Genomic DNA, 14,400 nt, shown 5'->3' on the forward strand with positions numbered 1-14,400 from the left:
ATGGATTCACCTGATGTTCAATGGCATATTGTCTTCCAGCAACCTTGGAAACGCCACGGGGACATCCGGTTCCACACGTTTTCTCAACCATTCACTGTAGTGGAAAGGGTGCCTCGGGTCATCCCCGAGGCACCCTGGTTCTCCTCCGGGTGCGACCCCGATGACGATGCGGCCATGCCGTCATGGCCGCATCGTCGCGTCAGCCCGCGGTCACTTGGCCGCGTCGGCGAAGTCGTCGACGAGCGCGTCCATCCAATCGATCAGGTCGTCGTACTGCTTGGGCATCTGTTCGGTGAGTTCGACGGTCGGCACGTTCCCCTCCTTCGCGGCGGAGACGATCTGCTTGGTGGTGGAGTTCTCCTCCTGCGTGTTGAGCACGAGCGTCCTGATGGACTTGCCGTCCTTCAGTGCTTCCTGGAACGCCTTGATGTCGGCGGCGGTCGGTTCGCTTTCGTTGGCCGACGCCTGCGCGTAGCCCTTCGGCGTGGCGTCCTCCATCCCGAGGTCGTCGGCGAGGTACCAAGCCACGGATTCGGTGGCCGCGTACGGCATGCCCTTGGTCTTGGCGGAGGCGTCCTTGATCTTGGTTTCAAGCTGATCCTCCTTGGCGTGCCAATCCTTGTTGAGCTTGGCGTAGTCACCCTTGTGGGCGGGATCGGCCTTCTGGTAGGCGGCGGTGATCGCGTCGGCGGTGTTGGAACGCACCTTGGCGGAGAACCACACGTGCGGGTTGTCCCCCTCCTTGACGCCGCCCGCCTCGGCGGCGTCGACCAGCGTGGCCTTGGTGGAGGCGACGGCCTTGGACGCCCACGGGTCGTAGTCGGCGCCGTTGACGACGGCGACGTCGGCCGCGCCGACCTTCGCGACGTCCTGTGCGGTGGGCTCGTAGTCGTGGGCCTCCACGTTGGTCTTGGTCATGATAGCGGTGACGTCGACGTGTTCGCCGCCGAGGTCGCGGGCGACGGAACCCCACTGATTGATGGAAGCGACGACCTCGACCTTGCCGCCGGACGAAGCTCCGGAAGCGGAGCCGTCGTTGGACGACGAGACGCAGGCGGCCATGGAGAACAGCGCCGCGGCGGCCGCGGCGACGGCAAGCACACGTTTGGCATTGGACATGATGGACATGCTGGTTCGTTCCTCTCTAACGCATCGCCGCCCCTTCCGGGCGGCTTTCGGAATGAGAGCATAACACGTATTGAGAACCGTTATCAATATCGACATATCGGCGTGTCGCACCGCAACATTCCAGCATCATGATCGACGGCAAGGCGCCACGGTATGCGAAAGCCCCGTCCGAAGACGGGGCTTCATACGTCGATGAGACGGAAGGACGCCGGACCGCTCAGGCGTGGACCGTGCCGGAATCGATCTTCTGACAATCCGGGCACAGGCCGAACACCTCAAGCGTATGGCTTTCCACGGTGAACCCGTGCTTGGCGGCGACGCCGCGCAGCCACGCCTCGTTCGGCGGCTCGATCTCGACGGTACGGCCACAACGCTTGCACACCAGATGATGGTGATGCGCGTCGTCGCCGCACAGACGGAACAGCTGCTGGCCGTCGAGCCGGATCGTGTCCGCGGCACCGGAATCGGCGAGCGCGTTCAGCTGCCGGTAGACGGTGGCCAGACCGATCCTGAGCCCCGAATCCTCGAGTCTGCGGTGCAGGTCCTGCGCGGAGATGAACTCGTCACACGCGGCGAGCGCCGTGTGGATGGCGTCCTTCTGCCTGGTCTGTCGTTCGATGTGCTCAACCATGCGACGACGTCACGCCTTCTTCGCAGGGGCCGAAGGCTGCACGAACGGACGCGCGTACGGCTTGAGGTCGTCCCAGCAGCCGGTGGCCTCGAGTTCGGCGACGGTGCGCGCCGTATCGTCGGTGAGGACGGTGATGTGGCCCATCTTGCGGTTGTGGCGCAGCTGCGCCTTGCCGTAGTCATGCACGTTCCACTCGGGGTGGGTGGCGATCTCGGCGCGGGTAGGCAGCACGTGCTGGCCGAGCACGTTGACCATGACGGCCGGGCTCAGGAGCTTGGGCTGGATGAGCGGCCATCCGGCGATGCCGCGGATGTGCGCGTCGAACTGGTCGATGGAGCACGCCTCGATGGTGTAGTGGCCGGAGTTGTGCGGGCGCGGCGCGAGCTCGTTGACGATGACGCGGCCGTCCTTGGTGATGAACAGCTCGATGGCGAGCGTGCCGGCGAGCTCGAAGCCCTTGGCGAGCGCCAAAGCCATCTCGTGCGCGGTGTTCGCGATCTCGGGGCTCACCTCGGCGGGGGCGATCGTCATGTGCAGGATGTTGTTGCGGTGGTCGTTGCGCACGATCGGGAACGTCACGTAGTCCTTGCCGTTGCCGGACACGAGGATGGACGCCTCGAACGCGAAGTCGACGAAGCCTTCGAGGATGGACGGCGGGAAGCCGCCGCCGCGATCGCCGCGGGCGCGGATCTTCTCCAGGTCCATGTCGTTCTTGAGCACGTGCTGGCCGTGGCCGTCGTAGCCGCCGGAGCGGGTCTTCAGGACGCAGGGGTAGTGCAGGTCGTCGATGGCGGCCTCGAGCTCGTCGAAGTCGTTGACCTCGCGCCAGGGTGCGGTCTCGATGCCGTGCTTGTTGATGAACGTCTTCTCGTTGATGCGGTCCTGGGTGACGCGCAGCAGGTCGGTGCCCTGCGGGGCGGCGACCAGGTGGCGCACCTCGTCGATGGATTCGGCGTCGACGTTCTCGAACTCGTAGGTGAGCACGTCGGACTTCTCCGCCAGATCGTGGATGGCGGTCTTGTCGTCGTATTCGCCGACGATCTGGAAATCGGCCACCTGCGCGGTGGGGCAATCCGGGGTGGGGTCGAGCACGCCGATGCGGAAGCCCATGTACTTGGCGGACAGGGCCATCATGCGGCCGAGCTGGCCGCCGCCGATGATGCCGATGGTCGAGCCCGGCTGGAGCATCTGGGTGGCGCCGTGGGTTTCCTCAAACAAGCTGGGCATTGGATTCGGCCACCTTCTCCTTCAGTCCGTTGCGGTAGTCCTCGAGCTTGTCGGCGAGTTCCGGCTCGAACGCGGAAAGCATCTGGATGGCCAGCAGGCCGGCGTTGGTGGCGCCGGAGTTGCCGACCGCGGTGGTGGCCACCGGGATGCCGCCGGGCATCTGCACGATGGACAGCAGGGAATCCCAGCCGGACAGGGCGTGGGAGCGCACCGGCACGCCGATGACGGGCAGGGTGGTCTGCGCGGCGATCATGCCGGGCAGATGGGCGGCGCCTCCGGCTCCGGCGATGATGACCTTGAGGCCGTTGGCACGCGCGTTGTGCGCGAAATCGGCCATGAGCTCCGGGGTGCGGTGGGCGGAGATCACCTGCTTGTGATAGGCCACACCGAACTGGTCGAGGATGTCGCAGGCGCGCTTCATGGTCTCCCAGTCACTGGACGATCCCATGACGACGGCGACTTCGGGCTTGCTGTCCGTCATTATCATTACCTCCGCGTTATTGAGAATACGGGTTTTACTGTACTCCCCTTGCGCGAATTCGCCACCGGGCGGTTCCGTCCCTCTTCCGGGCCGTCCGGCGCGGACGGGACATGCCGACGACTGTCCGGCCATTTACGGAGATGTTGGGGGCATTGCCTCCCCATGGGGAAGCATGGGCGGCCCGGCGTCTAGGCTGTCCCACGGCATGGCCCGCAGGCATCGTCCACGGGCATTCGATCGGGAGGAGACGGGAAGCATATGGCGAACGGCATCATGGAACGGATTTCGGGACCTGCCGACGTCAAGGCCCTCTCCCATGGGGAGCTGCATGCGCTGTGCAAGGAGATCCGCACCGCGCTGCTGCGGTACGGCCGCGAGCACGGCGGGCACATCGGTTCGAACCTCGGCATGGTCGAGGCGACGGTCGCCCTGCACCGTGTGTTCGATTCGCCCCGCGACCGCATCTTCTTCGACGTGTCACACCAGAGCTACGTGCACAAGATGCTCACCGGACGCGCCGCCGCCTACCTCGATCCGTCCCGGTTCGACGAGGTGACCGGCTTCACAAACCCGGACGAGAGCGTGCACGACCAGTTCGTGCTGGGTCACACCGGCACGTCGATCTCGCTGGCCTGCGGTCTGGCGAAGACGCGCGACATGGAACGCGCCGCCGGCGATGCGGACGGTATGGGCTCCGGCATCGGCAACGTGGTGGCGGTGATCGGCGACGGGTCGCTGAGCTCCGGCGTCGCGTTCGAGGGACTGAACAACGCGGCCGAGCAGGGCAGCAACCTCATCATCGTGTTCAACGACAACGAGATGTCCATCGCGGGCGATTTCGGCGGCATGTACGGTCCGCTGGCACGTCTGCGCGCGTCGGACGGCACGGCGCAGCCGAACATCTTCAACGCGTTCGGGCTGGACTACCGCTACGTGGCCGACGGCAACGACGTGGACGCGCTGGTCGCCGCGTTCGAGGAGGTCAGGGACATCGACCATCCGGTCGTCGTGCACATCCACACGCTCAAGGGGGCGGGTTTCGCGCCGGAGCCGACGGACGCGACGGACACGTCGGATGCCGCGGACGACACGGCCCACGACGCCGGATCCGCGCACGCGACCGACACCGGCGTCAACGCGACCGACAACGTGGGCCACACCGAACCATGGCATTCGGACCACTGCAACCTGTCCGACCATGAACCGCACGAAGGCCAGTGCGAGGCGTCGCATTGGCAGACGCCGGACAAGGCGATCGGACGCCCGGAGGACCCGCGCAAGCATTACGGCAAGATCGCGATGGCGGCGCTGGAACGCCGTTTCCCCACAGAACCGGGCCTCGTGGTCATCTCCCCCGCCACGCCGGGGTCGAACGGCATCACGCACGAATTCCGCGAGCGCGCGGGCGCGCACTACATGGACACCGGCATCACCGAGGCGCATGCGGTGACGGTCGCCTGCGGCATCGCGAAGGCGGGCGGCACGCCGGTGGTGGCGACGACGGCCTCGTTCTTCCAGCGCGCGTACGACATGTTCTTCCAGGAGATGAGCCTCAACCACTCGCGCGTCACGATCCTCGACTTCCTGGGCGGCCTGTCCGGTTCGGACAACACCCATTCCGGCGCGTACGACGTGACGATGTTCGCGAACATCCCCGGTGTGACGATGCTGCTGCCGACCTCGCGCGAAGATTATCTGGATGCGCTGGCGTGGGCGACCACGCCAGCGACCGTTCCGACGGGCGCGGACGGGGCTCCGGACGGTCCGGTGGTCATCCGCGTGCCCGGCGAGGCGATTCTCGCGGCCGAGCGCGCCGGCGAGAGGCTGGGGCATGCCGCGACGCGGGCGTCCGACACCCACGGCGTCCACGGCACATCCGACATGCTCTCCTACCGGACCACCCGCCACGGCTCCACGGTCGCGCTCCTGGGCCTCGGCAACGCATATCCGCTGGCATGGCACACGGCCGAGTCGCTCGCCGCGGAGGGCATCGACGCGACGGTCGTCGACCCGCGCCAATGCACCACGCTGGACACGACGGCCCTGGAATCGTTGCGTGACGACCACCGGCTCGTCGTCACGCTGGAGGACGGCCAGCTGGAAGGGGGTTGGGGCGAGAAGGTGACCGCCTACTACGCGAACCACCGCATGCATGCCGCCGAAACCGACAGAACTAACGAAACCGCAGGAACTGACGACGACCGCGGCGCACGGGACCCGCGGAACCCGCAGGTCATCAACGTCGGCGCGGAGAAGGAGTTCACCGACCGCATCCCGCTCGCCGACCTCGACGAACGCTACGGCCTGACCGTCGATGCCGTCACGGCACGCGTCCGCAGGGCGTTGGCCGACTGAGCGTCCGCCGGGCCAGCGACCGTCCGCAAGACGCGTCTCACTGACTGTCCCTGATGGCGTCCAACGCGGGGATCCTCACCGCCTTGTTGGCCGGGCCGAACCCGAACAGCAGGCCGATGCAGGTGGCGAAGACCACCGCGAACAGGTACAGCCACCATGGGATGACCGAGTAACGGGTCACGTCCTCGCCGCCGGCTATCGCATGCCAGAGCATCATGCCGAACGATTCCCCGCCGCCCCCGGATGAGCCGGACGAGACGCCGGAGAACGAATCCGAGGACATGCCGAAGATCACCATGCCCGCCATGTTGACGCACAGCGAGACGAACGCGCTCAGCACCGCGCCGACCACACCGCCGAGAAGACCGATCGCGCCCGCCTCGGTGAGGAACATGACGCGGATGTCGTGCACGGTGCAACCGAGCGCCTTCATGATGCCGATCTCACGCGTGCGTTCGGACACGGACATGACCATCGTGTTGGCGATGCCGATGGCGGCGACGAGCAGCGCCACCGCGCCGATGCCGCCCAGAATGAGCTGGATGACGCGCGTCTGCTCCTCCATCTGCTTGCGGATGTCCTCGTACGAGGACGTCTGATAGCCCATGGCCTTGAGCGCGGATTCCACTTCGGGGACCTGCGACAGGTCGGTCGCCTTGACGTACACCTGGTCGTAGGTCGCGGATCTCGCGGCCGACGACGTGGAATCGATCTGCGCGATGAGCGACTTCAACGCCTTGAGGTCCATGATGAACCCCTGCACGGTGGCGTATCCCTTGTTGTAGTCGCTCGCGACCACGCCCGTGACCTTGAGGTCCACGTCGACGTTCTTCGGGTCGGCGCTCGCGCCGGTCGTGCCGGAACCGGACGAGCCGCCGGAGGAACCGCCATACAGGTTCTGCACGTACGGGTCGCCGGAATATTCGACGCCGGAGGTCAGTGTGAGCGGCGTGGTGAGCAGGTCGAAGAACGGATCCTCGGTCTCGGGCGCCTCGCACCGGTCCGTGGCCGCGTTGTAGGTGCAGGAGCCGTCCTCATAGGAACGTTGGGCGCCGTTGTTCAGCGAGTCGAGGAAGCCGTAGGCGGTCCATTCCCCGGCCAGGACCTGGCCGTCCCGCAACGGTTCGGATCCGTCCTTGAGCGTGAAGCCCATCGTGTCGAGCTGGGACATGTCGATGCCCATGATGGAGACACCGTCGAAGATGTAGCGTCCGCCGGCCCCCGCCTTCGCGGTCGCGTTGTACGGAAGGGTCACGACCGGGGTCACGCCGGCGACGTCCGGGATCGCGCGGAACGATTCGACCGCCTTGTCGTCGAGTTTGACGGCCTCGCCGGAGCCGGACGAGGACGAGCCGCCGCCTTCGACCTCCATGCCGCCGGCGGTGTACACGGTGACGATGGACAGGTCGCCCATCGACTTGAGCGTCTTCTCGTTGCGCTCGTTGATGCCTTGGGCGAAGGACACCATGAGCACGATCGAGCAGCATCCGACGATCACGCCCAGCACGGTCAGGAACGTACGCGATTTGCGTCGGAACAGGTTCTGCGCGCACAGACGCAGGATGTCGGAGAACCTCATACGCGCTCCTTGCGCGCGCGACGCGGACGGGAGGCCATCGGACCGTGACCGTCCGTGGAAGCGGACGGGGCTTCGGAGACGGGGGCGACGGCCGAGGACGGATCCGGCGCGGGCAGGGAGGTGAGGTCGAGGACCTGCGTGGGCTGGGCGTCGGATGCCGCGGACGGAACGGACGGGGACAACGGATCAGATGACGCGGACGCCGCAGACGCCTCGGACGCGTCGGACGTATCGGTATCGGACGCCGGCGTCTTACCCCAGTCGTCCCAATCGTCGGCTTCGGCCTGCGCCGCCTCCTTGCGCTTCCTGCGGCGACGGACCACGACCACCGTCACGACCACGGCGATGCTCACGACGACGATCGCCGCCACGGCCCACACCCACCAGGGGACGCCCGCGTCCGCGGTCGCGTCCTCCACGGTCATGTCCGTCTCGTCCACGGCCGGCGCCTCGGCGACGTCGACGGTGACCGGGAATTCCTTCGACTGCGGCTTGCCGTCGGAATCCTCGTAGGCGATATGCAGCTTGGCTTCGATCGAACCGGAGGCGGTCGGCGTGAACGCGAAGCCGATGGAACCGCTCGCGCCGGACGCGACGTTGCCGACGTACTGCGTCTTCGTGGTGGTCTCGAGCCCCTCGCTCTCGATCGACGCCTCCACGTTGGCGATGTCGCCCTTGCCTTTGTTCACGTAGTTCATGGTGATGGTGGTCTCGGTGCCGACGGTGGCGTCTTCGGGCGGGACGGGGTCGTCGAGCTGGAAGCGGTCCGGTTGGGAGACGGGCACGGAGATCTTGATGTCAGAGGAGCTGGAGGAACGTGAGCCGCCGTCCACGTACTCGTAGCGGAAGCCGACGGTGACGCCCTGCGCGCCGCTCGTGGCGCTGGACAGGGCCTGCATGGGCACGCTCTGCGTGGCGGAGCGGCCGGCGTAGAGCACGTCGACGTAGAAGGTGTTGGTGCCGCCGGCGATGGCGAACGCGTCGCCGCCGTCCACGGTGACGACCATGTTGCTCACCGCCACCTTGCCTTTGTTCTGGAACGTGAACGTGAGCGTGAAGTCGCCGCCGACCGGCACGGAACCGTCGCCGTACGTGAAGTTCGTGATGATGACGTTGGGTACGGGGCCGGAGATCGGCGCGACGTCCTCCCCCGTCGCGCCGACGGACGCGTTGTCCGACGCCGCGTCGTCCGCGTACGCCGTGCGGACCGGCGCGGCGATGGATGCGGCGATGGACGCGATGCCGCCGGCATGATGCGTGGTCGTCGGCGCCGGCGCGATGGCGGGCGCCAAGACGATGGAGAGCGCGGCGATCATGGCGGCCGTCATGGCGGCGATGCGTGTGCGGAGGGTGATCATGGACGTGCCCTTTCTGTCTCTACTGTCTCTTCTCTTGCGTGTCTCTTGCGTGTCGCGTCTGCGGGCGGCGCGGCGTCCGTCGGGTCGTCATCCGTCAGCGTCCCGTCATGCGGTCGTCGATGATGCGGCCGTCGAGCAGGGTGACGATCCGGTCCGCGTAGGCGGCCATGTTGTCGTCGTGTGTGACGAGGACGATGGTCTGGTCCAGGCTGCGGGCGAAGGAGACGATCATCTCCATCACGTCGACCTTGGTCTTCGAATCGAGGTTGCCGGTGGGTTCGTCGGCGAACACGACCTCCGGCTTGGCGACGAACGCGCGGGCGATGCCGACGCGCTGCTGCTGTCCGCCGGACATCTGCGTGGGATAGTGCGTGAGACGTCCTCCGAGCCCGACCCGTTTGAGGATGCCCCGCGCGGCCGCCTCGCGCCGTTCCTTGGGCACACCGCGGAACATGAGCGGCATGGCCACGTTCTCCACGGCGTTGAGGTTGGGCAGCAGGTTGTACGACTGGAACACGAAGCCGAGGTGCCGCTGGCGGAAGACCGCGAGCCCGCGCTCGTCGAGGCGGGAGATCATGGTGCCGCCGATGCGCACGCCGCCGCGCGTGGGCTTCTCCAGCCCCGCGAGCTGGTTGAGCAGCGTGGATTTGCCGGAGCCCGACGCTCCGTAGATACAGCAGATCTGGCCGCGCGGGATGGCGAGGTCGATGCGTTCGAGGGCCACGACAGTCTCATCGGCGGCGGGGTATTCCTTGCGCAGGTTGCGCACCTCGATCATGGGGCGTTGCGTCTTCGCAGCCATCGACACTCCGTTCTCTCAAACCGCTCGGCGAACCATCGGTGTTCCGGACAATCCACGGTGCGCGATGGCGCCTCGGGACGGACCGTCCTTCGTCCCAGTGTCCCATGCCGCCGTCCGTGCCGGCATCGGTCTCGGGGATGAATCAGGGACGGTTCGGGAAATGTTCGGGGAACGTTCGTAGGGCAGGCTGCCGGCGATGACGGCCCTGCGACGGCCCCTCCCCCGCGCGTCCGCGCGTGTTCTCCCCGGACGCCGTTACAATGGTTGCGGTCCGGCCCCGTAGCTCAGCTGGATAGAGCATGTGACTTCTAATCTCAGGGTCGCCGGTTCGAGCCCGGCCGGGGTCACCGGAAAACCCCTTGGAATTCCAACGATTCCAAGGGGTTTTGTCATTGGTTGGTTGCCTCATTGTGGACAACATTAGACAACATGAGCGCATCTGCTCGGCTGCCTTCCAGAGCGTTCGCCACTTCATCAAGCCGGTCGGGCCACAGCATCGCATAGGTGTTCAACGTCACCGTGGCATCCTTGTGACCCATAGCGTTCTGCAATGTCTTCACATCACATCCGGCGGCAACCGCTAGTGAGGCGTAGGTATGCCGTAGCGAGTAAGGACGCAGCCCCTTGACCTTGTCCAACTTGGCCCGTTGCTTCGCTGCCTTGAAGTTGCGATTCCTCCAGTTCGCCAGATACAGGGGCCCGCCCTGTAGGGCCGTGAACAGATAGTCGTCCTTATCCCGGCCTCGAATGTGTTCCGTCAATGGATCTATCAGGAATCCAGGAACGGCTACGTCTCGCACCTCCCATGTCTTCGGCGTGCCCTCGATCTGTTTTCCCGTGTCCTTATCCACAGTGAAGTTCCTGACCACGTGAATACGTTTTGCGTCCAGATCAACGTCACCGACATGCAATGCCATCATCTCGTTTGGGCGCAGGCCCGTGTACGCGAGCATCCTTATCAGAAGGTCGTCGCCTGGGAGCATCGCGGCATCGGCCAGCAGCTCCACTTGCTTGTAGGTGAGGAACACCATACCGTCGTCCGGCTTGTTGTCCCTCGGCAGCTCCACACCTTCGAATGGGTTGTCGAGTATCAGCCGATTTTTCTTCGCGTAGATCATAACCTGGTTGGCGGTTTTGAATACGCCCTTGACATAGCTCTCACTCAACCGGTCCTTCGGCCTGGCGTCGTTGTTGAAGTCATAGGGGGCGGTACCGCATCGAAGCTCCCCCACCCATTTGGATACGTCAGATCGTGTTATCGATCCGATGGCCTTGTCACCCCACTTGGGAAGGACGTACGTGCGCATATAGCGCTTGTACCCGCGAATGGAGCTGCCCTTGACACCATGCTTGCTCTGGAGCCATTCTTCCTTCACATCCCGATAGAGGCGGTTGCGATCGTCCTTGTTGATATACCGGCCCGAATACTGGTCGTCGCTGACGGCCGTCCGATACGCCTCGGCTTCGTCCCTCGTCTTGAAGCTCTTGCTACGCAGACGCCCACGGCTCTCTTCGCCATCCTCGTGTTCATACCATTGGACCAACCAACGCATCCCTTTGCCGAACTCGGCTTTCTTCCACCGGTCGGCTATCTTCTCGTTGGCGCGTTCAACGGACTTGCATGCATTCAGAACGCGCAGCACGGACGGTGGCGCACCTTTCCTAATCCACTGGTCGGCAACCCAAGCATTAGCCATTAGTACTCCGGATCTCCAGAGAGATTACCGAGTGCTTCATCAATCATCGATTGGACGTCTTGATACGTTGGGAGTTCATCAGGCTCCACATCGTTGTCATCCAATCCCGATCTAAGCCACCGGCAATACACCGAATCGTCGTTTACCTGATTTGCATAATGGTCGTTCGTTGTCAACAAAGCCCCGATTAAGGAATCTAGGCGAGATGCCTTTAGGACATCAATCACCTGCCCGGATAGCTTTTTGTTCAACGAGCCTTCCTGCTGCAACGTGGTGGCGTCCCCGGCTAATTCCTGACGGTATCTAGCCAGAGTATCGAAATCGATAATCAGTTGCTTATACATCTGGGGAATCTGCTCGACCGCATATTGCAAGTCTGCCTCAGCCGGAGTGTTCAATAGCTTCGGCAAATCGAGAACCGGATCATACCCCAAGCATTTCAACAAATCAGAGGCCTCAGACAATCTCAACGGCCGCCGTCCATGCTCAATATTGAAAATCGTGGTCTTTGACCAAGTGTTCCCGGCATTGCACATTAAGTCAACAAGTCGATCCATGCTGACCTTCCCGCGAAGGCGCTTCACGTTGGCCCCGACCATTTCATCCCGCGTCATGTTTTCACTCATGCAACACAGTGTACCCAGAATCGCGACACGCCATGGCGGCATGTTGTACCCAGAATCGGAATCTTGTGTTACTTTATGAATACCGGAACACAGTGTTCCGAGATTGGAAACACAGACATGGAAATCACCAAGACAGGCGCATCGACCATCACCGTACCAACGGCTTTCGCTGAGATTGCCGCGCAGCTCGACCCGATCAACAAGCCCGCGAAAGTGACGGAGGTCACCGGGATCCCGGTCAACACTCTCAATGACTGGCGTACCAAGGGTGTGAACCTCAGGTTCATGAAGATTCACGGCCGCATCTTTTACAAGCGCGACGACATCCTTGAATTTCTGGACCGCGCCACGTTCGGCAGCACCGCCGAAGCAAAGGCGTTTGACCGGAAGGTGGCGGAATGACCTGTGTGGATATGGAGAGGGCCGCGAGTGTTGCAGCACCCGCAGCCCGAATGAGTTCCAGCCCTTGCACCGACCAGAACGCAATGCCCACGGTACCCCGGTTCACCCCGGACACGCTAGCCGAGGCGCGCGGACTGACCCGCACGGCCACGGAGACCGTGGTGGCGTCCGTCCTCGACGTGCCGGTGGCCCGGCTTCGGACGTGGCGTTCCCAAGGCATCGGCCCGGTGTTCGACACTCTGGTGAACGGCCAGATCGTCTACGAGAAGAACGCGGTTCTCGCGTTCATCCACAGGAACATGAACCGGAAGGCGGCGGCGTGATGGACAGGGAACCCAACATGCTGCATCATCTCGCGTTCCTGCTCGCGCTCACCGGCGCCGGCTTGTCGCTCGTCCACTGGTGGATCCCGGCGTTCACGCTCGAAGGCATCGCCGTCCCCATCGTCCTCATCGCCAACCATCCGAAGGAGGTAGCCGCATGGCTCGCCGCACTGAACCATCGTATCCGCACCGGTATCTCACATGCGTTGCTGACTATCGCCGCTATCTCAACCGCATGCGCGAGGCGCGTGGACGCGAGGCAGACGGCGAGTGGCCGCAGGGCACGCGGGACCTGTACAACAATCCCGCCACAGCCGCATACAACAAGGCCCTTGCCCACGCGCTTGCCGCCGCTTGGAGGTGAACCACGATGACCACGAAGACACGGCCGACCATGCCGAGCGTGTCCGATCTGGCCACGACGGCGATTGTGGAGAACGCCATGCATCTCGATTTCCCCTCGACGGAGGACGCCATGCTGCCAGGACGACACCCCATGTTCTCCATTGCCTCTCAGGTGGCGAAGACCGCGCCAAGGTTCCTCGACTATCCAATGTTGCCGGTCGGCGTGCTCACGTTGATTGCAGGGCGCGCCGGTGTGAGCAAGTCCACGCTCAGCCTCTACCGGGCGGCGCTCGCCACGCGCGGACGTTTGGCAGGCAAGTGGAAAGGCCAACCCGTCAACGTGTGCATCTCAGGCATCGAGGACAGTGAATCGATGCAGCGTATGAGGCTCGAGGCCGAAGACGCCGACCTCGACCGCGTGACGTTCCTCAGCATGGCCGACGAACACGGCCAGACCGGGGTACGACTGCCCGACGATCTGGACACGCTCGCCCCCGAGTTCCGCCGCCGCGACATCCGCCTATGGGTCATCGACCCCATCACGAGCGCGATGGACGGCGACAGCAACAAGCGGGACGACGTGCGCGCGGCGCTCGATCCGTTGGCGAAGTTCGCTTCGGACCTCGACATGGCCGTGGTCGGTATCCTGCATTTCAGCAAGGGCGGCGGCTACGCCAGTGACAAGATCAGCGGCTCGCACGCGTTCCGAGACGCCGTGCGTTCGCTGCTCACCGTGGCGCGCGACGACGAGGACGGTACATGCGTCGTGACCATCGACAAGTCCAGCTATACCACCGAGCAGAACACCAGCTATTCGTACGGGCTTATCTCGCATGACGTGAGGGACGACACCGGGCACGTGTTCGGCGTGCCCAAAATCACCGGTTTCATGCCGACCGAACGCACGGTGAACGAGGTCATCAACAAGAACATCAACGCGGGCGTTCCCGAACCAAGGCGCGCGGGGCGTGGTGAGGTTGCGGACTGGCTTGCAGACTGGCTCACCGAACACGGCCCGACACCATTCAACAAGCTGGAAGACGCAGCCGGGAAAGCCGGTTACACCGCCGCCCAGCTTCGCAAGGTCAGGGAACGCAACCCCGGTCTAATCGCCACGGCGCGAGACCCCAACCATGTCGGGCGCGGCATCGGATACATCTGGAGTCTGAACGATGACGCCGATTAGTACCCGCGACCACCTTATGCACGAAGGGGTAGTAATCGGGACAGTATTCAACCCCAATGATTGCAACGGTTTCATTACTGCCCTGATTACTACCCCGTACCACACCCCCGCGCGCGGGGCATGAATCGGAGGCCACCCAATGAACCCCATAGTCCTGCATCTCACGCACCAGCTTGCGGACCATAGCGCGGGCATGACCTTGTGTGGTAGGCGCATCGTCACCAACCGGGCGGTCACCACCGAGGTAGAGGCCGGCATGC

Annotated in this window: 14 protein-coding genes and 1 tRNA gene; 6 read left to right on the forward strand and 9 right to left on the reverse strand. The window is 64.2% G+C overall.

The genetic code is table 11. From position 1 onward, the window contains the following. Positions 1 to 210: 210 nt before the first annotated feature. The 4 genes from KIH78_RS05785 to purE all read right to left on the reverse strand — a co-directional run bounded on the left by KIH78_RS05785 (position 211) and on the right by purE (position 3,467). Positions 211 to 1,128, reverse strand: coding sequence for a metal ABC transporter solute-binding protein, Zn/Mn family (locus KIH78_RS05785; protein ID WP_219131617.1), 918 nt, complete (start codon positions 1,126 to 1,128; stop codon positions 211 to 213). Between the two features lie 217 nt (positions 1,129 to 1,345). Continuing rightward, a complete protein-coding gene (locus tag KIH78_RS05790; RefSeq protein WP_214312663.1) occupies positions 1,346 to 1,759 on the reverse strand; it encodes a Fur family transcriptional regulator in 414 nt (137 codons plus the stop codon). A gap of 9 nt (positions 1,760 to 1,768) precedes the next feature. Continuing rightward, entirely contained in the window at positions 1,769 to 2,986 is a 1,218-nt protein-coding gene (gene purK / locus KIH78_RS05795; RefSeq protein ID WP_219131618.1) for a 5-(carboxyamino)imidazole ribonucleotide synthase, read from the reverse strand. Next, a complete protein-coding gene (gene purE, locus KIH78_RS05800; protein WP_219131619.1) occupies positions 2,970 to 3,467 on the reverse strand; it encodes a 5-(carboxyamino)imidazole ribonucleotide mutase in 498 nt (165 codons plus the stop codon). The genes purK and purE overlap by 17 nt, the downstream gene beginning before the upstream one ends. A gap of 258 nt (positions 3,468 to 3,725) precedes the next feature. Here purE and KIH78_RS05805 point away from each other — a divergent pair, with 258 nt between their 5' ends. After that, the gene (locus tag KIH78_RS05805) at positions 3,726 to 5,822 is read left to right on the forward strand and encodes a 1-deoxy-D-xylulose-5-phosphate synthase (protein WP_219131620.1); all 2,097 of its coding nucleotides are present in this window, start codon (positions 3,726 to 3,728) and stop codon (positions 5,820 to 5,822) included. Positions 5,823 to 5,859: 37 nt separating this feature from the next. Here KIH78_RS05805 and KIH78_RS05810 read toward each other — a convergent pair whose 3' ends face one another. The 3 genes from KIH78_RS05810 to KIH78_RS05820 form a co-directional block, all read right to left on the reverse strand. After that, entirely contained in the window at positions 5,860 to 7,401 is a 1,542-nt protein-coding gene (locus tag KIH78_RS05810; protein WP_219131621.1) for an ABC transporter permease, read from the reverse strand. After that, positions 7,398 to 8,759, reverse strand: a complete 1,362-nt coding sequence (locus KIH78_RS05815; RefSeq protein ID WP_236034449.1) for a CARDB domain-containing protein — start codon at positions 8,757 to 8,759, stop codon at positions 7,398 to 7,400. Before KIH78_RS05815 ends, KIH78_RS05810 begins: the two co-directional genes overlap by 4 nt. A gap of 94 nt (positions 8,760 to 8,853) precedes the next feature. After that, on the reverse strand, positions 8,854 to 9,561 hold the full coding sequence (locus tag KIH78_RS05820) for an ABC transporter ATP-binding protein (RefSeq protein ID WP_236034450.1): 708 nt from the start codon (positions 9,559 to 9,561) through the stop codon (positions 8,854 to 8,856). Between the two features lie 273 nt (positions 9,562 to 9,834). Between KIH78_RS05820 and KIH78_RS05825 the strand changes: the two genes are divergently transcribed. Next, positions 9,835 to 9,908 (forward strand) — tRNA-Arg (locus tag KIH78_RS05825). Between the two features lie 42 nt (positions 9,909 to 9,950). Here KIH78_RS05825 and KIH78_RS05830 read toward each other — a convergent pair. Both KIH78_RS05830 and KIH78_RS05835 read right to left on the reverse strand, forming a co-directional pair. Next, complete coding sequence (locus tag KIH78_RS05830) at positions 9,951 to 11,204, reverse strand: tyrosine-type recombinase/integrase (RefSeq protein ID WP_219131622.1); 1,254 nt, start codon at positions 11,202 to 11,204, stop codon at positions 9,951 to 9,953. Between the two features lie 53 nt (positions 11,205 to 11,257). Beyond that, positions 11,258 to 11,884, reverse strand: coding sequence for a hypothetical protein (locus KIH78_RS05835; RefSeq protein WP_219131623.1), 627 nt, complete (start codon positions 11,882 to 11,884; stop codon positions 11,258 to 11,260). A 117-nt stretch (positions 11,885 to 12,001) separates the two neighbouring features. Between KIH78_RS05835 and KIH78_RS05840 the strand changes: the two genes are divergently transcribed. From KIH78_RS05840 to KIH78_RS05855, 4 genes are all read left to right on the forward strand, one after another. Beyond that, positions 12,002 to 12,286, forward strand: a complete 285-nt coding sequence (locus tag KIH78_RS05840) for a helix-turn-helix domain-containing protein (RefSeq protein ID WP_219131624.1) — start codon at positions 12,002 to 12,004, stop codon at positions 12,284 to 12,286. 50 nt (positions 12,287 to 12,336) lie between these two features. Continuing rightward, positions 12,337 to 12,609, forward strand: coding sequence for a hypothetical protein (locus KIH78_RS05845; RefSeq protein WP_219131625.1), 273 nt, complete (start codon positions 12,337 to 12,339; stop codon positions 12,607 to 12,609). Positions 12,610 to 12,766: 157 nt separating this feature from the next. Beyond that, complete coding sequence (locus tag KIH78_RS05850) at positions 12,767 to 12,973, forward strand: hypothetical protein (protein ID WP_219131626.1); 207 nt, start codon at positions 12,767 to 12,769, stop codon at positions 12,971 to 12,973. A gap of 6 nt (positions 12,974 to 12,979) precedes the next feature. Continuing rightward, positions 12,980 to 14,140 (forward strand): AAA family ATPase, encoded by a 1,161-nt coding sequence (locus KIH78_RS05855; RefSeq protein WP_219131627.1) that lies wholly within the window; start codon positions 12,980 to 12,982, stop codon positions 14,138 to 14,140. Positions 14,141 to 14,400 lie beyond the last annotated feature (260 nt).

Source organism: Bifidobacterium saguinibicoloris (assembly GCF_019331725.1).
GTDB classification, from domain to species: Bacteria; Actinomycetota; Actinomycetes; order Actinomycetales; family Bifidobacteriaceae; genus Bifidobacterium; species Bifidobacterium saguinibicoloris.